This is a genomic window from Prochlorococcus marinus XMU1419, assembly GCF_017695955.1.
Taxonomy (GTDB): domain Bacteria; phylum Cyanobacteriota; class Cyanobacteriia; order PCC-6307; family Cyanobiaceae; genus Prochlorococcus_A; species Prochlorococcus_A marinus_AD.
This window is the reverse complement of sequence record NZ_JAAORO010000003.1, coordinates 422,788-447,429: the sequence shown is the minus strand read 5'-3', so window position 1 is coordinate 447,429 and position 24,642 is coordinate 422,788. Positions and strand designations below refer to the sequence as shown.

Annotated in this window: 26 protein-coding genes and 2 tRNA genes; 18 read left to right on the top strand and 10 right to left on the bottom strand. The window is 32.9% G+C overall.

Annotated features, from left to right (window positions below; genetic code table 11):
- Positions 1 to 20 precede the first annotated feature (20 nt).
- Genes HA151_RS08565 through HA151_RS08550 form a run of 4 tightly spaced genes read left to right on the top strand, consistent with a single transcriptional unit; the run spans position 21 to position 6,133 of the window.
- Complete coding sequence (locus HA151_RS08565; RefSeq protein ID WP_209107022.1) at positions 21 to 1,541, top strand: anthranilate synthase component I family protein; 1,521 nt, start codon at positions 21 to 23, stop codon at positions 1,539 to 1,541.
- Positions 1,542 to 2,660, top strand: coding sequence for a glutamate--cysteine ligase (gshA, locus tag HA151_RS08560; RefSeq protein WP_209107021.1), 1,119 nt, complete (start codon positions 1,542 to 1,544; stop codon positions 2,658 to 2,660). It abuts the gene before it with no gap.
- 53 nt (positions 2,661 to 2,713) lie between these two features.
- Entirely contained in the window at positions 2,714 to 5,683 is a 2,970-nt protein-coding gene (gene ppc, locus HA151_RS08555; RefSeq protein WP_209107020.1) for a phosphoenolpyruvate carboxylase, read from the top strand.
- A 3-nt stretch (positions 5,684 to 5,686) separates the two neighbouring features.
- Positions 5,687 to 6,133 carry an N-acetyltransferase gene (locus HA151_RS08550; protein WP_209107019.1) on the top strand — a complete coding sequence of 149 codons (447 nt, stop codon included), beginning with the start codon at positions 5,687 to 5,689 and terminating at the stop codon, positions 6,131 to 6,133.
- Between the two features lie 11 nt (positions 6,134 to 6,144).
- Here HA151_RS08550 and HA151_RS08545 read toward each other — a convergent pair.
- Positions 6,145 to 6,218: transfer RNA gene (locus HA151_RS08545), tRNA-Arg, on the bottom strand.
- A 56-nt stretch (positions 6,219 to 6,274) separates the two neighbouring features.
- Between HA151_RS08545 and recF the strand changes: the two genes are divergently transcribed.
- Together recF and speD are read left to right on the top strand one after the other, a co-directional pair.
- A complete protein-coding gene (gene recF / locus HA151_RS08540; RefSeq protein WP_348535631.1) occupies positions 6,275 to 7,387 on the top strand; it encodes a DNA replication/repair protein RecF in 1,113 nt (370 codons plus the stop codon).
- Positions 7,388 to 7,438: 51 nt separating this feature from the next.
- Complete coding sequence (gene speD / locus HA151_RS08535; RefSeq protein WP_209107018.1) at positions 7,439 to 7,873, top strand: adenosylmethionine decarboxylase; 435 nt, start codon at positions 7,439 to 7,441, stop codon at positions 7,871 to 7,873.
- 9 nt (positions 7,874 to 7,882) lie between these two features.
- Here the strand turns inward: speD and larE are convergent, their stop codons facing one another.
- On the bottom strand, positions 7,883 to 8,707 hold the full coding sequence (larE, locus tag HA151_RS08530; protein WP_209107017.1) for an ATP-dependent sacrificial sulfur transferase LarE: 825 nt from the start codon (positions 8,705 to 8,707) through the stop codon (positions 7,883 to 7,885).
- Positions 8,708 to 8,815: 108 nt separating this feature from the next.
- On the opposite strand from larE, the gene HA151_RS08525 reads away from it, so the two are divergent.
- Entirely contained in the window at positions 8,816 to 9,976 is a 1,161-nt protein-coding gene (locus tag HA151_RS08525; RefSeq protein WP_209107016.1) for a cob(I)yrinic acid a,c-diamide adenosyltransferase, read from the top strand.
- A 15-nt stretch (positions 9,977 to 9,991) separates the two neighbouring features.
- Here HA151_RS08525 and moeB read toward each other — a convergent pair whose 3' ends face one another.
- Complete coding sequence (gene moeB, locus HA151_RS08520) at positions 9,992 to 11,146, bottom strand: molybdopterin-synthase adenylyltransferase MoeB (RefSeq protein WP_209107015.1); 1,155 nt, start codon at positions 11,144 to 11,146, stop codon at positions 9,992 to 9,994.
- A gap of 288 nt (positions 11,147 to 11,434) precedes the next feature.
- On the opposite strand from moeB, the gene HA151_RS08515 reads away from it, so the two are divergent.
- Positions 11,435 to 11,800, top strand: a complete 366-nt coding sequence (locus tag HA151_RS08515; RefSeq protein ID WP_209107159.1) for a CAAD domain-containing protein — start codon at positions 11,435 to 11,437, stop codon at positions 11,798 to 11,800.
- Between the two features lie 7 nt (positions 11,801 to 11,807).
- On the opposite strand, the gene HA151_RS08510 is transcribed toward HA151_RS08515, so the two are convergent.
- Positions 11,808 to 12,686 (bottom strand): fructosamine kinase family protein, encoded by an 879-nt coding sequence (locus HA151_RS08510; protein ID WP_209107014.1) that lies wholly within the window; start codon positions 12,684 to 12,686, stop codon positions 11,808 to 11,810.
- Between the two features lie 4 nt (positions 12,687 to 12,690).
- On the opposite strand from HA151_RS08510, the gene crtD reads away from it, so the two are divergent.
- Positions 12,691 to 14,196 carry a C-3',4' desaturase CrtD gene (crtD, locus tag HA151_RS08505; protein WP_209107013.1) on the top strand — a complete coding sequence of 502 codons (1,506 nt, stop codon included), beginning with the start codon at positions 12,691 to 12,693 and terminating at the stop codon, positions 14,194 to 14,196.
- Here the strand turns inward: crtD and HA151_RS08500 are convergent.
- Positions 14,186 to 15,025, bottom strand: a complete 840-nt coding sequence (locus HA151_RS08500) for a prephenate/arogenate dehydrogenase (protein WP_209107012.1) — start codon at positions 15,023 to 15,025, stop codon at positions 14,186 to 14,188. The genes crtD and HA151_RS08500 overlap by 11 nt on opposite strands.
- Before the next feature lie 96 nt (positions 15,026 to 15,121).
- Here HA151_RS08500 and HA151_RS08495 point away from each other — a divergent pair, with 96 nt between their 5' ends.
- Both HA151_RS08495 and HA151_RS08490 read left to right on the top strand, forming a co-directional pair.
- Entirely contained in the window at positions 15,122 to 16,570 is a 1,449-nt protein-coding gene (locus HA151_RS08495; protein WP_209107011.1) for a DNA helicase, read from the top strand.
- A gap of 29 nt (positions 16,571 to 16,599) precedes the next feature.
- Positions 16,600 to 16,845, top strand: a complete 246-nt coding sequence (locus tag HA151_RS08490; RefSeq protein ID WP_209107010.1) for a DUF2839 domain-containing protein — start codon at positions 16,600 to 16,602, stop codon at positions 16,843 to 16,845.
- Positions 16,846 to 16,848: 3 nt separating this feature from the next.
- Here the strand turns inward: HA151_RS08490 and recA are convergent, their stop codons facing one another.
- The 5 genes from recA to ndhN all read right to left on the bottom strand — a co-directional run bounded on the left by recA (position 16,849) and on the right by ndhN (position 20,470).
- Positions 16,849 to 17,946, bottom strand: coding sequence for a recombinase RecA (gene recA, locus HA151_RS08485; protein ID WP_209107009.1), 1,098 nt, complete (start codon positions 17,944 to 17,946; stop codon positions 16,849 to 16,851).
- Positions 17,947 to 18,044: 98 nt separating this feature from the next.
- Positions 18,045 to 18,836 (bottom strand): HAD family hydrolase, encoded by a 792-nt coding sequence (locus HA151_RS08480; RefSeq protein WP_209107008.1) that lies wholly within the window; start codon positions 18,834 to 18,836, stop codon positions 18,045 to 18,047.
- Positions 18,837 to 18,852: 16 nt separating this feature from the next.
- Positions 18,853 to 18,924: transfer RNA gene (locus tag HA151_RS08475), tRNA-Gln, on the bottom strand.
- A 65-nt stretch (positions 18,925 to 18,989) separates the two neighbouring features.
- Positions 18,990 to 19,988, bottom strand: a complete 999-nt coding sequence (locus HA151_RS08470; protein WP_209107007.1) for an LdpA C-terminal domain-containing domain — start codon at positions 19,986 to 19,988, stop codon at positions 18,990 to 18,992.
- 5 nt (positions 19,989 to 19,993) lie between these two features.
- Entirely contained in the window at positions 19,994 to 20,470 is a 477-nt protein-coding gene (gene ndhN, locus HA151_RS08465) for an NAD(P)H-quinone oxidoreductase subunit N (RefSeq protein WP_209107006.1), read from the bottom strand.
- 279 nt (positions 20,471 to 20,749) lie between these two features.
- Here ndhN and rplC point away from each other — a divergent pair, with 279 nt between their 5' ends.
- Genes rplC through rpsC form a run of 7 tightly spaced genes read left to right on the top strand, consistent with a single transcriptional unit; the run spans position 20,750 to position 24,637 of the window.
- Positions 20,750 to 21,403: a 50S ribosomal protein L3 gene (gene rplC / locus HA151_RS08460; protein WP_209107005.1), complete on the top strand. Its 654-nt coding sequence runs from the start codon at positions 20,750 to 20,752 to the stop codon at positions 21,401 to 21,403.
- Positions 21,400 to 22,032, top strand: coding sequence for a 50S ribosomal protein L4 (gene rplD / locus HA151_RS08455; protein ID WP_209107004.1), 633 nt, complete (start codon positions 21,400 to 21,402; stop codon positions 22,030 to 22,032). Before rplC ends, rplD begins: the two co-directional genes overlap by 4 nt.
- Positions 22,029 to 22,331 (top strand): 50S ribosomal protein L23, encoded by a 303-nt coding sequence (locus HA151_RS08450; RefSeq protein ID WP_209107003.1) that lies wholly within the window; start codon positions 22,029 to 22,031, stop codon positions 22,329 to 22,331. Before rplD ends, HA151_RS08450 begins: the two co-directional genes overlap by 4 nt.
- A gap of 12 nt (positions 22,332 to 22,343) precedes the next feature.
- The gene (gene rplB, locus HA151_RS08445; RefSeq protein WP_209107002.1) at positions 22,344 to 23,207 is read left to right on the top strand and encodes a 50S ribosomal protein L2; all 864 of its coding nucleotides are present in this window, start codon (positions 22,344 to 22,346) and stop codon (positions 23,205 to 23,207) included.
- Between the two features lie 37 nt (positions 23,208 to 23,244).
- Positions 23,245 to 23,523, top strand: a complete 279-nt coding sequence (rpsS, locus tag HA151_RS08440; protein ID WP_025930944.1) for a 30S ribosomal protein S19 — start codon at positions 23,245 to 23,247, stop codon at positions 23,521 to 23,523.
- Positions 23,520 to 23,906, top strand: coding sequence for a 50S ribosomal protein L22 (gene rplV, locus HA151_RS08435; protein WP_209107001.1), 387 nt, complete (start codon positions 23,520 to 23,522; stop codon positions 23,904 to 23,906). Before rpsS ends, rplV begins: the two co-directional genes overlap by 4 nt.
- Positions 23,906 to 24,637: a 30S ribosomal protein S3 gene (rpsC, locus tag HA151_RS08430; RefSeq protein WP_209107000.1), complete on the top strand. Its 732-nt coding sequence runs from the start codon at positions 23,906 to 23,908 to the stop codon at positions 24,635 to 24,637. Before rplV ends, rpsC begins: the two co-directional genes overlap by 1 nt.
- Positions 24,638 to 24,642: the final 5 nt, after the last annotated feature.

Genomic DNA, 24,642 nt, shown 5'->3' with positions numbered 1-24,642 from the left:
TTTGGGTTGACAGTATTAGTATGATCAGCTCACAGAAAGATTGTTTTTTAAAAGCTTACAAAGAAGGTAAAAATTTTATACCTATTACTCAAACTTGGCCAGCAGATTTAGAGACTCCATTGTCAACTTGGTTAAAATTGTCCTCAAAAAATTCCCATGGCGTTTTTCTTGAATCTGTTGAGGGCGGTGAAAGTTTGGGTAGGTGGAGTATTGTTGCTACTAAGCCTCTTTGGGAAGCGGTCTGTTATGGAGATGAAATTGTTAGAACTTGGAATAATGGAAAAACTGAAACACATAAAGGTGATCCTTTTGATATTTTAAAAAGTTGGACAAAGGAATATAAGTCAACCATGCTTGATGACTTGCCATCAATTGGACAGTTATATGGCTCTTGGGGTTATGAATTAATAAATCGAATAGAACCAAGTGTTCCAGTAAATGAATTACCAGAAAACGATATCCCTTCTGGATCCTGGATGTTTTTTGATCAGTTAGTTGTTTTTGATCAAATAAAAAGATGTATTACTGCAGTGGTTTATGCAGATACCACTTTTTCAAAAGAGTCCTCGATTGAGGAAATATATCTAAACTCAATTTCAAAAATTGAGAAAACTAGAAATTTAATGAGAGTTCCTCTAAAAGAAAACGAGTTTTTAGATTGGCATGAAAATAAGAATTTGAATTTAAATCTAGAAAGTAATTGGAAGAAAAAAGATTTTGAGAATGCAGTTCTCTCTGCAAAAGAATATATAAGAAAGGGCGATATCTTCCAAATAGTTATAAGTCAAAGATTTCAAACGCAAGTCAAGAATGACCCCTTTAATTTATATAGAAGTTTGAGGATGGTTAATCCATCTCCATATATGTCATTTTTTGATTTTGGCTCTTGGTATCTGATAGGTTCAAGTCCTGAAGTTATGGTTAAAGCTGAAAAAAATAAAAATAATCAGATTATTGCTAGCTTAAGACCAATAGCTGGCACAAGACCAAGAGGGACTGATAATCAACAGGACTTGGAATTAGAAAAGGATTTACTAAAAGATCCAAAAGAGATAGCTGAGCATGTAATGCTAATAGATCTTGGGAGAAATGATCTTGGAAGAGTTTGTCAAATTGGTACTGTGAAGGTCAAGGATTTAATGGTTATTGAGAAATATTCACATGTTATGCATATAGTTAGTGAAGTTGAGGGAATCTTAAAAAACAATGCTGATGTATGGGATTTGTTAAAAGCATCTTTTCCCGCAGGTACAGTAACTGGTGCACCAAAAATAAGAGCTATGCAGTTAATTAAAGACTTTGAAAAAGATGCTAGAGGACCTTATGCTGGTGTTTACGGATCTATTGATATTAACGGGGCATTAAATACTGCAATCACGATAAGAACAATGATAGTTAAACCATCAAGAGATGGGAAATATGATGTTTCAGTGCAAGCAGGAGCTGGAATAGTTGCTGATTCTTTCCCTGAAAATGAATATCAAGAGACTATTAATAAAGCAAAGGGGATACTAAAAGCATTAGCCTGTTTGGATAAATAAATGGATCAAAATAATCTTTATAAGGGTTTTGAGGTAGAACTTTTCACAGGTTCGTTAAATTCTCATATTGGTGTTTCGGCTGAAATTGAGAAAAAATTTCCTGATTTTGTCAAAGAGCCAGATAACAGAAACGTTGAATACATAACAACACCTGAAAAAGATTACGATTTTTTATATGAGAAATTAATAAATCCAAGAAAAAAGTTAAGAAAGTGGCTCAATACTAAAAATTTAACAATCATTCCTTCATCTACTCTTTGTTTTAAACACGATAATCAATTCCAAAGATCTGATATTGAAAATGTGTATCATCAATTTATACAAGATAATTATGGAACCTCTATTGCAACTTCTAGTGTACATATAAACTTAGGAATAGATGATTTAGATATGCTTTTTGCTGCTATCAGACTAATAAGATCTGAGGCTGCTTTGTATTTATCACTAAGTGCTAGTTCACCTTTTTTAAATAATAAAATTACGGAAAATCATTCTCAAAGATGGATGCAGTTTCCTAAAACTCCAAGTAAAGTACCTTTTTTTGTGAATCATAATTCTTACATCGATTGGATCGAGGAAAATATAGCTAATAAAAATATGCAAAATATCAGACATTTTTGGTCTTCAATAAGACCAAATGGTCCTCAAAGACCTTTTATTCTTGATCGTTTGGAATTAAGAATCTGTGATTTTGTTTTTGATATTAACTTGCTTTTAGGAATAACAGCCATGATAGAACTAAGGATTTTAAATCTTTTTGAAAATATAAATACTTTAGATCCTTTGAATGCCAGTTTTTGTTCTATTGATAAATTATCAGAAATATGTGATCAAAATGAAACTAATGCTGCTAAAGATAGTCTGAATTCAGAATTAATTCACTGGCAAGATGGCAAAAAAGTTATTTGTAGAGAGTGGATTCAAAACTTATTGTCAGATTTGTCATCCACAGCAGAAAATTTTGGTATGAAGCATCTTTTGAATCCTATCTATAAAGTACTTGCAGAAGGTAATCAATCAATGAAATGGATAAATCAATATGAAAAAGGTCTTTCTATTGAGCAAATAATGAAAATTTCTATTGAAGATATGATTAGGAGTGAAGGCGAGAATGTTTGATTATTCAAATAAACTTTTGATCTGAATATTTTCACTTATGACATAATGAGTATATGGAATCTTTTCGACAGATAAAAAATAATAACGTGGATCTGATAAGTAACAATGATCCACTTGATAAAAATCGTCTTCTAATAGAAGATCTGTGGGAATCTGTACTCAGAGAAGAATGCCCAGATGATCAGGCAGAGAGATTGATACAGCTCAAAGAATTAAGTTATTCAAAACATATTGATGGAGAAAGTTCAAAAAGTTTGAAGAATGAAATTGTAGATATTGTGAATTCAATGGATTTAGCAGAATCCATAGCAGCAGCAAGGGCTTTTTCATTGTATTTTCAATTAGTCAATATCTTAGAACAAAGAGTCGAGGAAGATAGATACATACAAAGCTTTACTAATAAAAATGTTCAAAAATCGCCCGATAATCTTGATCCTTTTGCCCCGGCATTGGCCAGACAAAATGCTCCTGTAACTTTCAGAGAATTATTTTATAGGCTTAGGAAATTAAATGTACCACCAGGTAAATTAGAAGCTTTACTGCAGGAGATGGATATTCGTTTAGTTTTTACGGCACATCCGACCGAGATAGTTAGACATACAATTAGACATAAGCAAACGATAGTTGCAAATTTGTTAAAAAAAATACAGGTTGAGCAATTTTTAACAAAAGAAGAAAAAAACTCTCTAAAAACACAATTAAAAGAGGAGGTAAGACTTTGGTGGAGGACAGATGAATTACATCAATTTAAACCTTCAGTTCTAGACGAAGTTGATTATGCCTTGCATTATTTTCAACAAGTTTTATTTAATGCAATGCCTCAATTGAGAGGCCGAATCTCTGAAGCTCTTACGGAAAACTATCCAGATGTTCAAATGCCCTCTGAATCTTTTTGTAACTTTGGTTCATGGGTAGGCTCAGACAGGGATGGTAATCCATCCGTAACTCCTGAGATAACATGGAGAACTGCTTGCTACCAAAGACAGTTGATGTTGGAAAGATATATTAATGCGTCATCAAACCTAAGGGATCAGTTAAGTGTTTCAATGCAATGGAGTCAAGTCAGTTCCTCTCTATTAGAATCTTTAGAAACTGATAGGGTTAAGTTCCCAGAAATATATGAAGCTAGGGCGACAAGATACAGATCAGAGCCTTATAGATTGAAATTAAGTTACATTTTAGAAAAATTAAGACTAACTCAAGAAAGGAATAATTTGCTAGCTGACAATGGTTGGAAATTTGAGTTGGAGGGAGAAGTAGATACTAAAAATATAGATAAAGTTGAAAATTTATATTACAAATCAGTAAACGAATTTACCTATGATCTCGAACTAATTAAAAATAGCTTGATTAGTACAGATTTATCGTGTGAGGCTGTAAATACCTTACTTACTCAGGTTCATATTTTTGGATTTTCTTTAGCAAGTTTAGATATTCGTCAAGAAAGCACAAGGCATAGCGACGCTATACAAGAGCTTACAAATTATCTTGATTTATCTTTGCCATATAACAAAATGTCTGAAGAAGAGAAAATTAAATGGCTAGTAAGCGAATTAAATACAAAAAGGCCTTTAATTCCTTCTGAAGTTAACTGGACAAAAACTACTGAAGAAACTTTTTCAGTTTTTAAAATGGTAAAGAGGCTGCAACAAGAATTTGGAAGTCGTATTTGTCATTCTTATGTAATTTCAATGAGTCATAGTGCATCTGATTTACTTGAAGTTCTCTTGCTGGCAAAAGAAATGGGACTCCTTGATCAACATTCACAAAAGTCAAAATTATTAGTCGTTCCTCTTTTTGAAACTGTTGAAGATCTTAAAAGAGCGCCAGAAGTAATGGAAAAGTTGTTTAAATTAGATTTTTACAAATCATTATTGCCAAAAGTTGGCGAATCTTTTAAACCTCTTCAAGAATTAATGCTTGGATATTCTGATAGCAATAAAGATTCAGGATTTGTCTCTAGTAATTGGGAAATTCATAGAGCCCAAATAGCTCTACAAAATCTTGCTAGTAGAAATAACATTTTGTTGAGACTGTTTCATGGAAGAGGTGGTTCTGTAGGAAGAGGGGGTGGACCAGCGTATCAGGCAATATTGGCTCAACCGAGCGGCACTCTAAAAGGGCGAATAAAAATAACAGAACAAGGTGAAGTTTTAGCTTCTAAATATAGTCTCCCTGAATTAGCTTTGTATAATCTTGAAACTGTCACTACAGCTGTTATCCAAAATAGTTTGGTAAATAATAGACTTGATGCTACACCAGAATGGAATCAATTAATGTCTAGGCTGGCAGAGACATCAAGGTCTCACTATAGAAAATTAGTGCATGAGAATCCTGATTTGTTAAATTTCTTTCAAGAGGTCACGCCAATAGAAGAAATAAGTAAATTACAGATATCAAGCAGGCCTGCACGAAGAAAAAAAGGTGCAAAAGATTTGTCAAGTTTAAGAGCTATTCCATGGGTATTTGGTTGGACACAAAGTAGATTTCTGTTGCCAAGTTGGTTTGGCGTGGGAACTGCATTATCAACTGAATTGAATTCAGACCCACAACAAATTGAATTATTAAGAGTTCTTCATCAAAGATGGCCATTTTTTAGGATGCTTATATCTAAAGTAGAAATGACATTATCTAAAGTGGATTTAGAGGTTGCTAGATATTATGTTGATACTCTTGGTAGTAAAGAAAATAAAGATTCTTTTGATGATATTTTTGAAGTAATATCTAAAGAATATAATCTTACAAAATCTTTAATACTTCAAATTACCGGCAAAAATATGCTCCTTGAATCTGATAGAGATCTAAAATCATCAGTAAGCTTAAGAAATAAGACGATTATCCCATTGGGATTTTTGCAGGTTTCACTTTTAAGAAGACTTAGAGATCAAACAAGACAACCTCCAATTAGCGAATTTCTTATTGAAAAAGATGAATCTAGAAGAGCTTATAGTAGAAGTGAGCTATTGAGAGGGGCACTTTTAACTATTAATGGTATAGCAGCAGGTATGAGAAATACAGGTTGATAATTGCAATATTTTCCTAAAAAGAAACTTGTTCTTCCAGAGGGTTATTTTGTTAATTCTTCTCAAGTCCCATCAGCTAAAGAAGTTAATAAACTTTTAGCGAACTGTGGTTGTGAGATATTTCCAATAAAACCTCTTTCTGAGGCTATTGAGAAAAGTAATTTCTTTTTTACCATTCAGAATGAATTTAAGAATCAATTATATGGCTTTGTAAGAGTTACATCTGACCGAGGATTGAATGCAAACTTATGGAATTTAAGTGCTGCATCAGGTAATAATCAGCAACTTTTTTATTCAATATTGCTTAAGGTGACTCTCGAGAAAATAAATAGAGAAATGCCTGGTTGCAGTATTTCTGTCCAGGCTCCAGTTTCTTCATTTAAAAGTTTAGAAGAAAGTGGATTTATATTAGATCCCAATGGGATAAGAGTAATGGGATATAAACTTTAAAAATCATTTTACGAGCATGGAGGGATTCGAACCCCCGACTCTCAGAACCGGAATCTGATGCTCTATCCAACTGAGCTACATGCCCTCTAATTTTTCAATTTCTTTAAGAAAAATTTAAATAATTTAAATTTAGCTAATTTAATTAATGAATGCACAAAAAAAATTTTTTTAAATAAATTAAAAATTAAAAATTTTCGGAACCATAAAAGTTTTGAAATTGACCTTAAAAAACAAAGAGCAATTGTTCTTGGCTGTAATGGTATTGGCAAGTCAAATTTACTTGAATCTGTTGAATTTTTAAGTCAATTGAAATCGAATAGAGCATTGAGTGATAAAGATTTAATAGAAAATGATAGTGATATGGCTGAAATCATGGGACAAATAAATTTTAAAGATGATTTAAAGTTAAATTTATTCCGAAAGGGTCCTAAAAGAGTTTATGTCAATGAATCTATCTTGAAAAGGCAGAGTGAAATAAAGAATTATATTCGGAGCGTATGTTTCTGTTCTAATGATATAGATGTTGTAAAAAGTGACCCTAGTTATAGAAGGACATGGATTGATAAAGTTGTATCTCAGCTTGAGCCAGTATATTTAGATTTAATAATTAGATTTAACCGACTTTTAAAACAAAGAAGCCATTTTTGGCGTTCAGAAAGCTTCCTTAATGACAAATCCTCAGCCATTATTGAAAGTTTTGATATTCAAATGTCAATAATTAGTACAAGAATTTTTAGGCGTAGAAGAAGGGCTTTATTAAAAATAAAACCATATGTTGAATATTGGCATAATCATTTAAGCAAATCTCGGGAGCAAATAAGTATAAATTATCTTTCTGGGATGCAAAATATAAGCCCAGAAGAAGAAGAAGAAGAATTTATTAGTAAGAAAATAGCAGAACAACTATTTAATCAACGTTCAATAGAAGCATTGACTGGAAAATGTAATTTTGGACCTCATCGTGATGATATTGAGTTTCTAATTAATAAAATTTCAGTTAGAAAATATGGTTCATCCGGTCAGCAAAGAACTTTTGTCTTGGCTTTAAAGATGGCTGAACTAGATTTGTTAACCAAAACACTAGAAGCCCCGCCAATACTTATATTGGATGATGTCTTGGCAGAATTAGATATAACTAGGCAAAATTTGTTATTAAATTCTGTTGGTAAAGATAGTCAATGTTTTATTAGTGCAACACACCTAGACAAATTCAATCAGTCTTTCTTAGGCTCTTCTCAAATGATTCATTTGTAGTTCTAAAAGTTACGATTTTTAGCTAATCTTAGATTTATATAAACTCATTTAATGGAAGTCCAAAAAAATAACCAAAGTTTCAATACGTTTAGTAATGAACAAAAATTAATTCATCAAAGTAAACATCTATTGTTGGAACTTTATAGATGTGATTACGAAAAATTAAATGATGAATCCTTTTTGCGTTGTATATTAAATAGAGCTGCCAAATTGGCAAAGGCAACTGTTCTTAATTTGATAAGTAATAAATTCGAGCCCCAAGGTGTTACAGCAATTGCGTTATTGGCTGAATCTCATATTTCAATACATACTTGGCCTGAATCTAATTATTCTGCCATCGATATATTTACGTGTGGTCAAAATATGTTGCCTGAACTTGCTAGTCAATATTTAATTAAAGCTTTGAATGCTAAAGAACATTCCTTACGTGTCATTGAGCGAAACCCTCCTTCGACAGTGCTGAAACAGATGCGAACGGTTGTTTAGATGAAATATTTATCTATTTAATTTACCGCTAATAAGTCCTTCAAGATCCAGGCTTGTGCAATTAAATCCTAAATTAGAAAAATACTCCACTAAATCATCAAAATTATATTTTTTAAAAAAATAACCTAGTTCATTTCGGGGGATTTCGATTCTTGCAGTTAAGCCTTGGCATCTTACTCTAACCTCTGATAGACCTCCTTTTTTTAGATATTCTTCAGCCCTTTCAACCATTTTTAGCCTCTCACTGGTTATTTCATGGCCATAAGGAAATCTTGATGATAAGCAAGGCTGAGCAGGCTTATCCCACCAAGGAAAACCTAACGCTCTTGATATATCTCTAATATCTTGTTTGGAGAACTTTAATTCTGCAAGGGGCGAGACGACTCCTGCTTTTTTTGCAGCTTCTATACCTGGCCTATAATCACTAAGATCATCCAGATTGACTCCATCTACAACATTTTTGTAATTAAACTTTTTAGATATGTATGTTGTATGTTTGTGAAGCTCTTTTTTGCATGCAAAGCACCTATCCTTTGGATTTTTACTGTATCTTGATTGGTCTAATTCTGATGTTTCAATTTCTATATGCTTCATACCAATCCATTTTGCTTGACTTCTTGCTTCTTCACGAAGTGTATTGGCTAATGCAGGGGAAATTCCTGTAATCGCAATTGCCTTGCTACCTAGTTGCTCGAATGCTAATGATGCTACTAATGTACTGTCAACTCCCCCAGAATAAGCAATACAAACACTATCAAGATTCTTTATGTATCTTCTAATTGTATAAAGCTTTTCACTTTGTTCATCAGAAAGAATTTCTAGTTGATTGAACATGCTATTTACTTTAAAATTCAAAGTACCTATGAATAGGTTGAATTTATTATTAAATTTTTAATAATATTCTTAACTATATCTTAGATTAAGTTCATTAACTTTGTTCAATTGACGAATAAAATTAGAAATAGAGGTATTGGTATTGTCACAGCCAGTGACAGTCAAGAAAGATCAAAAGGTCAACTACATATTTATGATGGTGAAGGTAAGGGTAAAAGTCAGGCTGCTTTGGGTGTTGTCCTTAGGACCATAGGATTAGGAATATGCGAAAACAGACAGTCGAGAGTCCTACTTCTGAGATTTTTGAAAGGTCCTGAGAGGTCATATGATGAGGATTCAGCAATAGAGGCATTGCAAAGAGGTTTTCCACATTTAATTGACCATGTAAGGACAGGAAGATCTGAATTCTTTAATGCTGATCAGGTGACAAAGTTTGATATAGGGGAGGCTGAGAGAGGTTGGAATATTGCTAAAGGAGCAATTGCTAGTTCTCTTTATTCTGTAGTAGTACTAGACGAGTTGAATCCAGTTCTTGATTTAGGAATGCTGGATACTCAGGAAGTAGTTGATTCTCTTCAAAATCGTCCTGACGGGTTAGAAATAATCATAACTGGAAGGGCAGCACCTGCCTCATTGGTACGAATATCGCAACTTCATTCAGAAATGAGACCACGTTTAATAGGAGATCTATCAAACAAATCCGGGCAAAAGAGATTTAATGGTGGAATTGAGATTTATACAGGTGAAGGGAAAGGGAAGTCCACGAGTGCGCTTGGCAAAGCACTTCAAGCTATAGGCAAAGGAATATCTCAAGATAAAAGTCATAGAGTTTTAATATTACAGTGGTTAAAAGGTGGGAATGGGTATACCGAAGATGCCGCTATTGAAGCTTTGAGAGAAAGTTACCCACACTTGGTAGATCATTTGCGCTCAGGTAGAGATGCGATTGTTTGGAGAGGTCAGCAACAACCAATTGATTATGTTGAGGCTGAAAGAGCATGGGAAATTGCTAAAGCTGCTATTTTGAGTGGTTTGTATAAAACAATTATTTTGGATGAATTGAACCCAACTGTTGATTTAGAGCTGCTACCTGTTGAATCAATACATCAGACGCTTTTAAAAAAACCAGCAGAAACAGAAGTTGTTATTACTGGGAGATGTAAAAATGAACCTTCATACTTTGAACTCGCTGATGTTTACTCTGAAATGGTCTGTCATAAGCATTATGCAAATGTTGGAGTTGATTTGAAAAGAGGTGTGGATTATTAAGTATTTTTTATTATATTAATTGGATAAAATTCTTTTTACCTTTTCAATACCACCCTCAATAGATCTTGATTGAATTTTGAATTGAGATAAGATTTTTGAAGCTTTTTCAGAACGTTTCCCTGATTTACATATGGTAAAAACTTCTTTAATTAAACTTTCTTTTTTAATAAACTCTAAGTCAAAATCTTGGTCCAAATGACTTAGGGGGATTGATATGGAACCCTCTATTCTAGAATCAGAAAATTCTTCATTTTCTCTAACATCAATTAGAAGAATTTTGTTAGGATTTGCTTTGTATAAGTTATGAAAATCAATAGCATTGATTCTCCTGATTTTATGATTTTTTTCAGAACAATAATCATCATCATCATAAAAATCTGCAAACTTAGAAAGATTATTAATTTGTTGATTTAAAATATCTCTTTTTAAATGCAATTTTTTCATACTCATATTCAAGAGATCAAAAACTAAAATTTTTCCATCCAGAGTTTCACCTTTTTTTAAAACTATTTTGATAATTTCATTTACTTGAAAAATTCCTATTAAACCTGTTGAAACTCCAACTACCCCATATTCTGTGCAACTAGGGACAGCCTTTTTTGAAGGTGATTCTGGAAGCAAGTCTCGCAAATTAGGACTCTTTTTATTAAGGTTAAAAACACTTACTTGCCCTTCAAAGCCTTGTACACTTCCAAAGACTAAAGGTTTATTAAGTATCAGGCATGAATCATTTATCAAATATCTAGTGGCAAAGTTATCTGAACAATCGCAAATAATATCAAATTCTCTAATTATTTCTAGGGCATTATTTGGATTAATTCTCTCTGCAAATGTTAATACTTCAGAATTAGGATTAAATTTTTTTATTCTTTCTCGGGCAGAATCAACTTTAAGATTGCCTATAGTTTTTGTTTCATGAATTATCTGTCTTTGGAGATTTGACTTCTCAACGTGATCATTATCTACTATGCCGATTTTCCCAATCCCAGTCGCCGCTAGATAAATTAATACTGCAGATCCTAGGCCTCCTGCTCCTATGCATAGTACTGAACTGTTTTTGAGTTTTAATTGCCCTTCGTTTCCTATCTCTTTGAGTGTTAAATGCTTTTGGTATCTTTCTTGTTCGTCTGCAGTTAATAAATTAAATTTGATATCTTTTGAAAATGTCATTTTTCATTTCGCAAATTAATCTTATGAAGGTATGATAATTACAATTAAAAATTTAATCTTTTGAAGAATCGCTATTTGTGTGATTTATTAATGTTTTTGTTAGAACAACTTAATAATGAAAATTATTCATAAATAAAATTTTCTTCAAAAATATATTCAATATTGAAATATATCAATACATCCAAAAAAATACAAAATGTGTCGGTTCGGAATCACACATGAAAAAAAGGTAGCAAATAGAAGAATTTTCCGTTATTGTCTGGTCAATATATTGAGATTACTGATTTCATGAGTGATAACACACCAGAGTCTAATCAAGACTCCGGCTCCGCTACAAGCTCAGAAACTAAAAGCTTTTCAGACAAGTACTCTGATGTAATGGGAAAAGTCAATGAGACCCTTGGTAAGGTTGATTGGACTCAAATGGGTAAGTATGGCAAAGCGGCAGGCATAATTGCTGTTGTCGTAATAGCTCAGATAATAATTAAAGTTATTATTGACACAATTAATTTTTTCCCAATTCTACCTGGATTACTAGAACTTCTTGGAGTAATTGTTGTTGGTCAATGGAGCTGGCAAAATCTTCGCACTAGTGAAAATCGTGAAGCTGTTTTAGATAAAGTACAAAATCTTAAAAAAACATATCTTGGTTAGTTATAGATTACATTTTAAGTATTGATTTAACGTAATCTTTTACTTGGTTAAAGTATGTACCTCCAAACATATTGGCGTGATTCAATATGTGGTAAAAATTATAAATTATAATTCTCTTTTCGAATCCTTCTCTTATGGGAAAAATTTTATGATACTCATCATAAAATTCTTTATCAAAACCTCCAAATAGTCTTGTCATAGCGATATCTACTTCATTATCTGCCCACCAAGATGCTGGGTCAAATATAACTCCTCTACCACTTTTATCTATTCCAACATTCCCTGACCACAAATCACCATGAATAAGAGTATTTATTGGTTTATGCTTCAGCAATTCTGATCTAATTTTTTCATTAACTTTATTTATGGTTTCTTTGTTTAAAAAATTTGATTTAAGAATTGATAATTGAGGTATTATTCGTAAGTTTAAAAAACAATCTACCCAATTATGTTCCCAGCCTTTCAACTGATCTGTTAATCCTATAAAACCTTCAATCGGATACCCAAAAATTTTTGGATTAGATTCTGTTGAATTTAAGTGCATTTCTCCTAAACCTTTACCAAGGTTTTTTTGATCAAAATTTTGCATATCTATCCATTCCATCAGAAGAATTTCTACATTTTTAAAATTTCTAAATGTAATAACTTCAGGAATAATTAAGTTTTTTTCGTTACTATAATCTCTCAAATTTTGTAGACAATATTTTTCAAATTCAAGAAAGTTTTTGTGCCTATCGTTTCTTTTGAGAAATAATTTTTTGTTTGCAAATTCTATTTTCCATGCACTATGAATATCACCCCCATGAACTTGTTCAATACTTTTTGGATAAGGTTCACCTAATTCATTACAAATTTCGCTAACTTCAAAAGGTGATAATTTTTGCATTGTAATGAGTAAGTCTGAAGTTGTTGTTGTGGGTGCTGGTATAGCAGGACTAACATCTGCAGCAATTTTATCAAAGCAAGGTTTATCTGTAACTTTAATAGAATCTCATTCGCAAGCAGGTGGATGTGCAGGCACTTTTAAAAGAAAGAATTATATTTTTGATGTTGGCGCAACTCAAGTTGCGGGTTTAGAGAAAGGAGGAATACATTCAAGAATTTTTAATTTTTTAGATATTCAATCTCCTGAAGCTACTATTTTAGACCCTGCTTGCATTGTGGATTTGAAAGATGGTCTAAAGCCAATATCTATTTGGTATGAAAAAAGTAAATGGATTGCTGAACAAGAAATGCAGTTTCCAGGAAGTAGTCGATTTTGGAATCTTTGTAACCGAATACATCAAAGCAATTGGTTATTTGCAAATAATAATCCAGTGCTGCCAATCAGTAACTTTTGGGATTTTTCTCAACTTCTTAAAGCACTAGTTCCGTCAAACCTCGTCACTGGGATCTTACTTAAATCTACTATCTTTGATTTATTGCGTATATGTGGATTATCTAAGAACGAGCGCTTGATAAAATTCTTAAATCTTCAACTTAAACTCTATTCCCAAGAGGATGTTTATAACACTGCAGCATTATATGGATCAACTGTTTTACAAATATGTCAACAACCACATGGTCTTTGGCATCTTAAAAAATCTATGCAGTCTTTAAGTGAAGCATTAGAAAGTTCATTAAAAAAAACTGGAGTTAATTTGATTTTTGGCCAAAAAGTCAATTCTATAAATTTTGATGATGTAAATATTCGTTGGAAATTATCTGCTAATTCGAAAAAAAATTCTTTTGTTTATGAAGCAAAAGATTTGATTTATACCGCGCCACCTCAATCTTTGCTGAAGCATTTGAAGGGACCACTTAATAGAAAACTAACTTATAAAAATCGACTTACTAATTTGCCTGATCCAAGTGGAGCAGTAGTTTTCTATTCCGCATTAAAAAAAGAACATATAAAAAAAATTTTTTCTAATCATTATCAATTTGTTTCGAATGAATTTGGTTCATTATTTGTTTCAATTAGCGAAGATGGTGATGGCAGAGCACCTATAGGAGAGGTTACTTTAATAGCAAGTATTTTTACTAAGACAAAAGATTGGTTTGATTTAGATAAACAAAATTATTTAAGGAGAAAAAAAGATTTCATGAAAAAAATATCACTTGAATTGGAAAGTCAATTTGATATTCTTCCTGAAAATTGGCTACATAGGGAATTAGCAACTCCATTGGGATTTGAAAAATGGACAAATAGACCAAATGGAATAGTTGGCGGACTTGGTCAAAATCCAGAGATTTTTGGTTTATTTGGATTATCAAGTAGGACTCCTTTTGAAGGTTTATGGATATGTGGAGATTCAATTTATCCAGGAGAGGGAACTGCAGGTGTGAGTCAGTCTGCCTTAATGGTTTCGAGGCAAATTTTAGCTTCCAAAGGAATAAAAAATTTTAATTTATAAATATTTTCCTGATTTCTTTTGCTTCAGTAAGTTTTTTAGCAAGTAACTCCCAATTTTTTTCTTTTATAAGAGATTCCAATAAATTTAGTTTATTTTTAAAAATATTAATTGCATTTAAAATATTCATCTGATTATTCATAGCTAATTCTAAGCCTAGTTGTTCATTACCGCCTCCAACTCTGGAAGTGTCTGAAAATCCTGTAGATGCCAATTTTTGTGCGAGGTCTGCTACGGATTGATTATTTTTTGTATGTGCAGCTTCAATTAGGGCAGAAGCTAAAAATATAGGCAAATGAGAAATTAGAGATACTGCTTTATCGTGCTCTTTTGGTGTGGCTTGACAAATTGCGCAATCCATCGACTTGATTAGTTCTGAAATAGTTTTAATTGCATTTAAATCACTATTTTCTGTAGGGGTAATAACCCACATTGCATTTTTAAAAAGACCTTCAAAACCCGAATCAACTCCTCTTTTTTCTGTACCTGCCATTGGATGAGATCCAATAAATTTAGGATGTAATTTTTCCCATTTATCGACAATTTGTTCTTTAACAGAGCCTACATCAGTTAAGAAAGATTCTTGTGGTATTGATGCTACTAATCGTTCAGATGGATTAATTAGATCCTTAATAGGCAATGCCAAAATTATGAGTTCACATTCTTTTAATAAGTTAAGATCACAGCTAATAAAATTGGCGAGCTTTTTTTCTTTAGCTTTTTTTTTATTAATTTCATTATTAGCTATACCATAAATTGTATGGTTCAGACTTTGGAGTTTTAATCCTAATGATCCTCCTATTAAACCTAATCCTACTATTCCAATTTTCATAAATTAATAAATTCGAGACTTTCTTATATTGATAACAATTTTTTGTATATTAGGTTCATAAAATTTTGCATATGTTTGAAATTAAATTAATTATAAATGCTTGAAATTTTAAGTCATCGTTATTTGAAAAACTTTTTGAGAGATCAAAGTATCAAATGGAAACATATATATTCTTTTGGGAGAATAATTTCAAAGTGTATTGAAAATGATTCTACATATTTAATTAATTCAGAAATTTTTTTTACTGATGAATGGCTACCTCCAATTTTAATTTCTCTTTTTTTAAAAGAAAAAGATTCAATTTTGGTTTTATCTAAACAAAAAATTCAATATATAAGGCAATTTCAGATTGATTTAATGAAGAATCTAGGTTTTAATTTCATTCTTAAAAATGATCAACTAATTTTTGCAAATCATCTTGTTCGCTTGATAACAATTCAAGATTTACTCAATGATCCCAATTTACTTAATCTGAAAAATCATCGAATAGTTTACTCTGGAATTGAGGGTATAAAACAAGATTTAAAAAATCATTTTAGAATTTCTTTACTAAAAAAGGATTGGACAAGAAATACTAAAGAATTTGAATTAATCAATCAAAAATTTATAAACGTATATGATTCTTTAAAGAAAAAGTTTTTCATGAGAAAAGTTTTAGGCAATAGTTTTATTAATTTAGATGAAAAAGAAATTAGTTTTTTGTCAAATTTTTTTTATGAGAATTCTTTTTTTTCTGAAAAATTTTTAAGTGTTAATAAAGCATTATCTCAAGGATGGGCATGCTGGGTAAAATTAAATGATACGAATTTAGAGTGGAATTTGTATTTGCAGCCAATCGATGAACTTTCTCAAATTAGGGAATTCTTTTCAAATAATAAATTTGTTTTTTTATCAGCATTGAGAAAAGATAATTTTTTTCAAAAGTATCTTAAAAAGCACAGTTTAGATATTGACTTGGTTATTAATTTTAAAAGTAATTTTGAAGAGAAAAAAATATCATTATATGTACCTCCTAGACAGTTGCTTCCTAATAATCCTCTTTTTATCAATTCAATCTTAGATAAATGTAAAAAGTTAATACTTTTTAGAAAGGGTTTAACTTTAGTTTTGACTGACGATATTGATTTAAAAACTAATCTTGCTACAGAATTAGCTTCTAAGTACGGTAAGAGGGTATTGCTAGAGACAATTCCCTCCGGTAAAAATGAAATTCTTTGCTCTAGTTTTGACTGGTGGATTATGAATTCTAATTTAATTCAAATTCCAGAACAAATTATCATTCCTCTACTTCCGATTCCTAATATGACAGAACCTATTAATGCAATTACAGTTTCTCACAAAAACAAGCTTTCTCAAGATTGGTTTAGAGATTTCTTTCTTCCTCAAGCCAGAATAAAACTCGAAAGATCTATTTCTCCTTTAAGAAGGAACTCAGGTAAGTTAATAATTTTAGATGGAAGAGCAAATAAAAGAAACTGGGGAAGATTACTTTTGCAAAACATTCAACCCTCAAAACAAATTAACTATATGCTACCTTTTGATTAGGTTATGATTTTGTAAATAACTTAATAAATATGGGAGAAGCAAAAAGACGTAAAACACTTGGTTTACCTCCAAAAAAAAATAACACTAAAACTAAATTTGATGATTCTCCAAGATTGTTTGAATGGCTTCCTTTAACCATTAATCAAAGAGATCAACTAATTAAATTAAGTATTAAGGCTAGTTGGTTTGGAATCGGAGGGTTAGTAATCTTATGGATTGTTGTTAGATTTATAGGTCCTGCTGCTGGATGGTGGACTTTGGCTGATACTTTGTAAATTCTAAGCTACTGTTTTTATATCATTAACAGCGATTGTATTAGCAGGATTGCTATTTAATGCTTTCATTGAATTAGAACTGACTTCAGTACCTTCTGTTAATTTTTCTTTAACCATGGATTCTACTTTATTCCTGATTTCTAAGTTTTGATCAAGCCAAATAATTGTATTATCTCTTCCTTGTCCAATATTTTCTCCTTCATAACTATACCAAGCACCTCTCCTTATTATGATATTAGTCTCTTCTGCTAAATCTAATAAACATCCTGTTGTACTAATACCTTTTCCGAAGAGAATATCAAACTCAGCAATTCTAAATGGTGGTGCAACTTTGTTTTTTGCTACTTTCACTTTTGCTCTTATACCATATTCTTCAGTACCTCTTTTAAGAGTTTGAATTCTTCTGATATCAAGTCTCACTGAGGCATAAAATTTTAATGCATTACCTCCTGTGGTTGTCTCTGGATTGCCGTATGTAACGCCAATTTTTAGTCGTAATTGATTTAGGAATATTACCGTACATCCAGATTTACCGATATTACCTGTTATTTTCCTCATTGCTTGGCTCATTAGCCTTGCTTGACTTCCAATTACGTGATCTCCCATCTCTCCCTCTATCTCGGCTCTTGGTGTTAGTGCTGCGACCGAGTCAACAACTACAAGATCTACTGCACTCGATCTTATAAGTTGGTCAACTATCTCTAGAGCCATTTCTCCAGTATCTGGTTGTGAAACTAACAAATTTTCAACATCAACTCCTAAAGAAGCTGCATAAACTGGATCCAGTGCATGCTCAGCATCTACAAATGCAGCTACTCCTCCATTTTTTTGGACTTCCGCAATCGCGTGAAGCGTTAAGGTAGTTTTTCCTGAACTTTCTGGTCCGTAAACTTCTACTACTCTTCCTTTGGGATAGCCTCCTCCTAATGCTAAATCTAAGGTAAGCGCTCCAGTAGATATTGTTTCTACTTTCATTCTTGAGGCGTCACCAAGTCTCATTATTGATCCTCTTCCGAAATTTCTTTCTATTTGACCTAAGACGAGACTTAATGCTTTGTCTTTTTCTTTTGATTCAGTTTTTTTCTGTTCTTCAAGGCTCATTGTTTGATTTATCGGTTAAAGTGCTTGTAATTATTCTAAATTTGGATTTTTTTATTTAAACCAAACTTCATAAATACAAATTATAGTACATCCGTACTCTAGCTAATGTTCTTTAAATTGCAACTAAATGCCTCTAGGTTATCTAACTTTAATAATTTGATTTCATTACTTAAATTATATCTATCTGACTCTTTTAAATACCCCCAATCAGCTAGGAAACATGGAATATGAGAAGTTGCTGAATTTTGTTTAATATCAATCAGTGTTTTTTTTCTATCTTCTATAAAACCTAATATTTCATACGTTTGTGTGAGCTTTTCAGCTATTTTGGTTTTTGTTCCGGATTCATAACCAAAAATTAATTCTGGAAAAATATCTAATTGTTTAAGAATTTTTTCTGCAAATATTCCACCTTTTGTTGTTATAACTCCGGTTTTTATTTCTCTTCTCCTTAATTCTTTCATAAAATTTATAACTTCAAAAAATGGATTATGTAAATTTACCCACGATTTAAAATCTTTATCAATTTGGTACTTGCGAGCCTTATCTAATATGTTTTGTAAATCTTCAGCAATCCAGGAATTGTCTTTTAAAATCCTCTGGCAATTTTGATGATAATTATTAATGAAATCATCTTTATTATGATTTTTTAATGGATTTTCTGTTTTTATAATTTCGTGAACAATTAGAATCATTTCCCAGCCATATTTAACCCAAGGCCTAATTTCTATGAAAGAATTAGGTACTTTTTTATAAAGTTTTTGATCAAGAGAGATGAATGGTGAATTTAAATATTTTTCACAGGCGAGTAAGGAACTATTCCAATATTCGTTCATTCCATCGACAACTACTCCATCAAAATCAAATAAAAATATTTCTTGAGAAGACACTAATTGAATAGTAAAACTGGGCCGCTAGGATTCGAACCTAGGAATGTCGAGACCAAAACCCGATGCCTTACCACTTGGCGACGGCCCATTGATTTTCTATTTTAATACACGAAAAGATTTTTTTCTATCAAAAAAATACAAAGTATTTATATATTAGCTCGATTTCCATGGCTCTAGAAATTTCTTAGCTTTTTTGATCGCTATAGCCATTATTTCAGGATAATCATAGATTCTTTTGTTATTTTTTTGAGCAAATTCAATAAGTGGCTGCATAATTTTTCTTGCAGCACTTCCAAATGCTATTCCGTCTGGAAGATTGTTTGACTTCAAAAATTCATGAGTTTTTGCATTTGTTCCTCCTGCCAATTGAATTAATCCTGGTGGCAGATCTGAACCGATTTTTTCAAACAACTTAACTGCTGCTCTGCTTGTTGCAGGAGCAAGATCACCAGACATTGGCCTTCCATCTAGCTGCCAAATGAGGGGAATATTGAGCTCATTAAGAATTTCGTATCTTTCCCAAAGAGCTTTCAATAGATCTTCGGGTTCTCGTGATTTTTTGAAAGATTGATTTAATCCACAACTTACAGAGATCTTGTCGAATTTCATTCCAGAATTTTTAAGGATACTGACAACTTTCGTAAAAGAATCTAGGCGATTGATTTCTGTATGAATTTCTACTGCATCAGGCTTTATTTTTTGAAGTGTGTATGCTAAATCATCTTTTGACAAATTATATTCATATTCACTAATTAGATTCAAGGGACAGCTATTTAAGCATCTTCCACATCCATAACATTTACTCTTTGTGATCCCAGAATGATCAATTGCAAAGGTTGGGCAGACTTTTTCGCACGGTCTTGGACAATTAGGGGGACATTTTAATGGATCAAATATTGCTTTACGAAAGTGGATATCATTACCGTCACTGATGCTTATCATTAATCCAGGGAAGTTATTAAAGACTTTTTTTGCCCACTGGATTCCTTTTTTTGCTGCATGAACTATAGATTCTTCTGCGGCAACATCTATATAGTCAACACCGGCAGCAGTATAAATTGCACATAAATCCTCTATGGCAACAATATCTTCATTACTGGCACCACAAATTAACTTAATCCATTTATCGTTTTTATTCTTGATTTTAATCAAACAATTTAACTTTCAAATTCATCCAAAATATAATTACTTAATGGCTTCCATTCAAGTTTTCTTGAACCCCCCATTTCAACAACAATTGTTAGTTTGTTATCTTTAGTGCAAATCTCTATTAAGCTCTCTAATTCAGATTGAGATAATACTTGACCTTCTAACAACCAAAGTAATTTATTTTTTTCATTTTCATTAAATAATTCAGAAGCTTGAGGAATTACTTGTTGAACTTCCCCGAGCGCTCCGTTTCTTCCTACACTTTGATGACCAAGATGAGGTGGTCTAACGCCATGCAATTTGAGCAAGAATACTTCTGGATCTCCAAGCCCTCTTGCTGATGTTATGTAAGTTTTAAAGCCCTTGGCTCTCATTCTCCTCAAAAGACGAGTTTCATAACCACCTTCAAGAGGGGCAAATATTGCAAGACATTTGTTAGTTTTTAAATCGTTATGAAATTTTTTCCCTGTGAGAAGTAATGGCATAAAAATTTCCTTTATTTCTATATTATTTTATTTTATGGTACTTGATGATGTACAATTGTAACTTAGTGAATTTTTAAGCTCGCAAGCTAGCCGAGCCTCTACAAAATTTCACATTTTTTAGCGTTTCGTTAAAAAATTCAGGTGGGTTTATCTCAAGAGAAACTATCTTAGTTTTAGAAAAGTCTCAACCTTACTAATTGTTTTTTTATTCAAATAAATCTCAATCACTGAAGATTTAATTAATTTAAAAATCATTAATAGCTAGCCTAATTTAGTCTTATGTCTATCGGAATTTTAGGAAAGAAATTGGGCATGTCCCAACTTTTCGACGACAAAGGTAATGCCGTACCAGTTACTCTTATTGAAGCTGGTCCCTGCCGTGTCACGCAATTAAAAACTACAGCTTTGGATGGTTATACTGCCGTTCAGTTAGGTTATGGCTTGTCTAAAGATAAGCATATAAGCAAACCTGAAAAGGGACATTTGTTGAAATCAGGTACAGAACTTTTAAAGCACTTGAAAGAATATAGGGTTGAGGAAACTTCACCCTATGAAATAGGAAATCAAATAACTGTAAAAAACTTTGAGGTTGGTCAAAAAGTTGATATCAGTGGCAAATCTATGGGTAGAGGTTTTGCTGGTTACCAGAAAAGACATGGTTTTAGCAGAGGTCCTATGAGTCATGGTTCAAAAAATCACAGGGCTCCCGGATCTACAGGAGCAGGAACAACTCCAGGAAGAATTTATCCAGGGAAAAGAATGGCAGGAAGATATGGAGGAAAACTGATAACTACGAAAGGTCTGTTAGTTCTAAAAATTGATGATCAGAAAAATTTGCTTGTAGTGAAAGGTTCTGTCCCAGGTAAACCTGGTTCAATTGTCAACATTAAGCCAAATAATGTTGTGGGCAAAAAAGGAGGTGAAAAATCATGACAACACTCGAAACTCTCAAGTGGGACGGCAAAAAATCAGGAAAAGTTAATCTTGATTTAGCAGTTGCTAAAGAAACCTCTTCAGCAGACTTAATTCATAGAGCAGTTCTTAGGCAGCTTGCAAATAAAAGACAAGGGACAGCATCAACTTTGACAAGATCTGAAGTACGTGGCGGCGGCAGAAAGCCATACAAACAGAAAGGTACAGGAAGAGCTCGTCAAGGTTCAATAAGGACACCTTTAAGACCAGGTGGCGGAATTATTTTTGGACCGAAGCCACGTTCTTATAATCTTGATATGAATCGCAAGGAACGAAGATTAGCTCTTAGAACAGCACTTATGTCCAGAGTATCTGATATGAAGGCTGTTGAAGATTTTGGATCTACTCTAAAGCAGCCTAAAACAAGCGATATCATAAATGGCCTTGCTCGATTAGGTATACAAAAAACTGAAAAAGTTTTGGTTATTCTTGATAATCCGTCCGATGTCATAAAAAAATCCATCAACAATATTGAAAAAGTAAAATTAATTGCCGCCGATCAATTAAATGTATTTGATATTCTCAATGCTAATAAATTGGTAATAGGTCAATCTGCAGTAAATAAAATTCAGGAGGTTTATGCATCATGAGTAAGTTATTCGATTCTCGTTTAGCCGATGTAATAAGAAAGCCAGTTATTACTGAGAAAGCTACAAACGCGCTAGATCTTAACCAATATACTTTTGAAGTAGATCATAGAGCGGCAAAGCCACAAATAAAGGCAGCTATTGAAGCCTTATTCAGTGTTAAAGTTATAGGAGTTAACACTATGAATCCTCCTAGGAGAACAAGAAGAGTCGGAAAATTTTCCGGTAGACGTTCTCAGGTCAAGAAGGCAATTGTACGTCTTGCAGAAGGAGACAAAATCCAACTTTTCCCAGAATCCTAAGGAGTTTTAATCATGGCAATTCGTAAATTTAAACCTTATACACCTGGCACTAGACAGAGAGTAGTTACAGATTTCAGTGAAATAACAAGTTCAAAACGTGAGAAATCACTTGTAGTTTCAAAACACAGAGTTAAAGGAAGGAATAATCGTGGAGTTATTACTTGTCGTCATCGTGGAGGTGGACATAAAAGGCAATATAGATTAGTCGATTTCAGAAGAGATAAAAGAAATATTAATGCTAAAGTTGCAGCTATACACTACGATCCGCATAGAAATGCAAGGCTTGCGCTTTTATTTTATGAAGATGGAGAGAAAAGATACATTATCGCTCCAGCAGGTGTAAAAGTTGGACAGATTGTTATATCTGGAGAAAGTGTTCCAATTGAAGATGGAAATGCAATGCCACTTTCTGTTATGCCGTTAGGATCTAGTGTTCATTGTGTTGAGTTATATGCAGGAAGAGGTGCTCAGATGGTTAGATCTGCCGGAGCTAGTGCACAAGTTATGGCAAAAGAGGGAGATTATGTTGCTTTAAAACTCCCATCTACTGAAGTTAGACTTGTTAGAAAAGAATGCTACGCAACTCTTGGAGAAGTTGGTAACTCAGAAATAAGGAATACTAGCCTAGGTAAAGCAGGAAGAAGAAGATGGCTTGGAAGAAGGCCACAAGTAAGAGGTAGCGTGATGAACCCATGTGATCATCCACATGGAGGAGGAGAGGGAAAAGCACCAATTGGTAGAGCAGGCCCAGTTACTCCATGGGGTAAACCAGCTCTTGGGTTAAAGACACGTAAAAAGAACAAGCCAAGTAATAAATTAGTTGTTCGAAGACGTCGTCGTGTTTCTAAGAGGAGTAGAGGAGGAAGAGACTCTTGATTACTTCATTTATTATTCCAATTTCTATTACATAATCATGGGACGTTCACTAAAAAAAGGACCTTTTATAGCAGATAGCCTGCTTAAAAAGGTAGAAAAACAAAATACTGATAATGACAAGTCTGTTATCAAAACTTGGTCGAGATCCTCTACTATTTTACCTGTAATGATTGGTCACACAATCGCTGTACATAATGGCAAGAGCCACATTCCAGTATTTATTACTGAACAAATGATTGGTCATAAACTCGGTGAATTTGCTCCTACACGGACTTACCGAGGTCACATAAGAGATAAGAAAGGAGCAAAATCATGACAAAAACACCTGAAATAACAAAAACAGCCATTGCTCATGGGAACTATATTCGAGGATCAGCCTCTAAAGTAAGAAGAGTTTTGGATCAGATAAGGGGTAGGTCTTACAGAGATGCATTGATTATGTTGGAATTTATGCCTTACAGATCTACTGATCCCATTACTAAAGTTTTAAGATCTGCGGTTGCTAATGCAGAGCATAATCTTGGTATGGATCCATCTACCCTAGTGATTTCATCTGCATGGGCTAATAATGGTCCTGTAATGAAAAGGTATAGGCCCAGAGCTCAAGGTCGAGCTTTTTCAATTAAAAAACAGACTTGCCATATTAGTATTTCTGTTGAATCTGCTCCTACTCAAACTAATGCGGAGGTACAAAACTAATGGGACAAAAAATACATCCTTCAGGACTAAGACTAGGAATTACACAAGAACATCGCTCCAAATGGTTTGCTACTTCAAAGACGTATCCAATTCTTCTCCAAGAAGATTTTAAAATTCGCAATTTCATACAGAAAAAATATGGTGCAGCGGGAATTAGCGATGTATTAATTGCTAGAAAAGCTGATCAATTGGAACTTGAATTAAAAACAGCAAGACCAGGGGTGATAGTTGGAAGACAAGGAAGTGGGATTGAAGAATTAAGATCTGGAATTCAAAAAACTATAGGGGATAGGACAAGGCAAGTTAGAATAAATGTAGTAGAAGTTGAGAGAGTTGATGCAGATGCTTTTTTACTTGCAGAATATATTGCCCAACAACTTGAAAAAAGAGTTGCATTTAGAAGAACTATAAGAATGGCCCTGCAAAGGGCCCAAAGGGCCGGAGTTCTTGGTCTTAAAATTCAAGTAGGTGGAAGGTTAAATGGCGCTGAAATAGCTAGAACTGAATGGACCAGAGAAGGTAGAGTACCTTTGCATACTTTGAGAGCTGAGATTGACTATGCAACACGTGAAGCTAATACAACTTACGGTGTTCTAGGCATCAAAGTTTGGGTTTTCAAAGGTGAAGTTCTTCCTAAAGAAGAACAAACTATCCCTGTGGGTGCAAGCCCAAAAAGGAAAGCTAGTAGAAGACCTCAGCAATTTGAGGATCGTTCAAAAGAGAATTCATAGGAGGT

What these genes read in the sequence shown, in the direction of transcription:
- HA151_RS08565 (WP_209107022.1), top strand. Translation starts at nt 21, where the DNA reads ATGATCAGCTCACAGAAAGATTGTTTTTTAAAAGCTTACAAAGAAGGT.
- gshA (WP_209107021.1), top strand. Translation starts at nt 1,542, where the DNA reads ATGGATCAAAATAATCTTTATAAGGGTTTTGAGGTAGAACTTTTCACA.
- ppc (WP_209107020.1), top strand. Translation starts at nt 2,714, where the DNA reads ATGGAATCTTTTCGACAGATAAAAAATAATAACGTGGATCTGATAAGT.
- speD (WP_209107018.1), top strand. Translation starts at nt 7,439, where the DNA reads ATGGAAGTCCAAAAAAATAACCAAAGTTTCAATACGTTTAGTAATGAA.
- larE (WP_209107017.1), bottom strand. Translation starts at nt 8,707, where the DNA reads ATGTTCAATCAACTAGAAATTCTTTCTGATGAACAAAGTGAAAAGCTT.
- moeB (WP_209107015.1), bottom strand. Translation starts at nt 11,146, where the DNA reads ATGACATTTTCAAAAGATATCAAATTTAATTTATTAACTGCAGACGAA.
- HA151_RS08515 (WP_209107159.1), top strand. Translation starts at nt 11,435, where the DNA reads ATGAGTGATAACACACCAGAGTCTAATCAAGACTCCGGCTCCGCTACA.
- HA151_RS08510 (WP_209107014.1), bottom strand. Translation starts at nt 12,686, where the DNA reads ATGCAAAAATTATCACCTTTTGAAGTTAGCGAAATTTGTAATGAATTA.
- crtD (WP_209107013.1), top strand. Translation starts at nt 12,691, where the DNA reads ATGAGTAAGTCTGAAGTTGTTGTTGTGGGTGCTGGTATAGCAGGACTA.
- HA151_RS08500 (WP_209107012.1), bottom strand. Translation starts at nt 15,025, where the DNA reads ATGAAAATTGGAATAGTAGGATTAGGTTTAATAGGAGGATCATTAGGA.
- HA151_RS08495 (WP_209107011.1), top strand. Translation starts at nt 15,122, where the DNA reads ATGCTTGAAATTTTAAGTCATCGTTATTTGAAAAACTTTTTGAGAGAT.
- HA151_RS08490 (WP_209107010.1), top strand. Translation starts at nt 16,600, where the DNA reads ATGGGAGAAGCAAAAAGACGTAAAACACTTGGTTTACCTCCAAAAAAA.
- recA (WP_209107009.1), bottom strand. Translation starts at nt 17,946, where the DNA reads ATGAGCCTTGAAGAACAGAAAAAAACTGAATCAAAAGAAAAAGACAAA.
- ndhN (WP_209107006.1), bottom strand. Translation starts at nt 20,470, where the DNA reads ATGCCATTACTTCTCACAGGGAAAAAATTTCATAACGATTTAAAAACT.
- rplC (WP_209107005.1), top strand. Translation starts at nt 20,750, where the DNA reads ATGTCTATCGGAATTTTAGGAAAGAAATTGGGCATGTCCCAACTTTTC.
- rplD (WP_209107004.1), top strand. Translation starts at nt 21,400, where the DNA reads ATGACAACACTCGAAACTCTCAAGTGGGACGGCAAAAAATCAGGAAAA.
- HA151_RS08450 (WP_209107003.1), top strand. Translation starts at nt 22,029, where the DNA reads ATGAGTAAGTTATTCGATTCTCGTTTAGCCGATGTAATAAGAAAGCCA.
- rplB (WP_209107002.1), top strand. Translation starts at nt 22,344, where the DNA reads ATGGCAATTCGTAAATTTAAACCTTATACACCTGGCACTAGACAGAGA.
- rpsS (WP_025930944.1), top strand. Translation starts at nt 23,245, where the DNA reads ATGGGACGTTCACTAAAAAAAGGACCTTTTATAGCAGATAGCCTGCTT.
- rplV (WP_209107001.1), top strand. Translation starts at nt 23,520, where the DNA reads ATGACAAAAACACCTGAAATAACAAAAACAGCCATTGCTCATGGGAAC.
- rpsC (WP_209107000.1), top strand. Translation starts at nt 23,906, where the DNA reads ATGGGACAAAAAATACATCCTTCAGGACTAAGACTAGGAATTACACAA.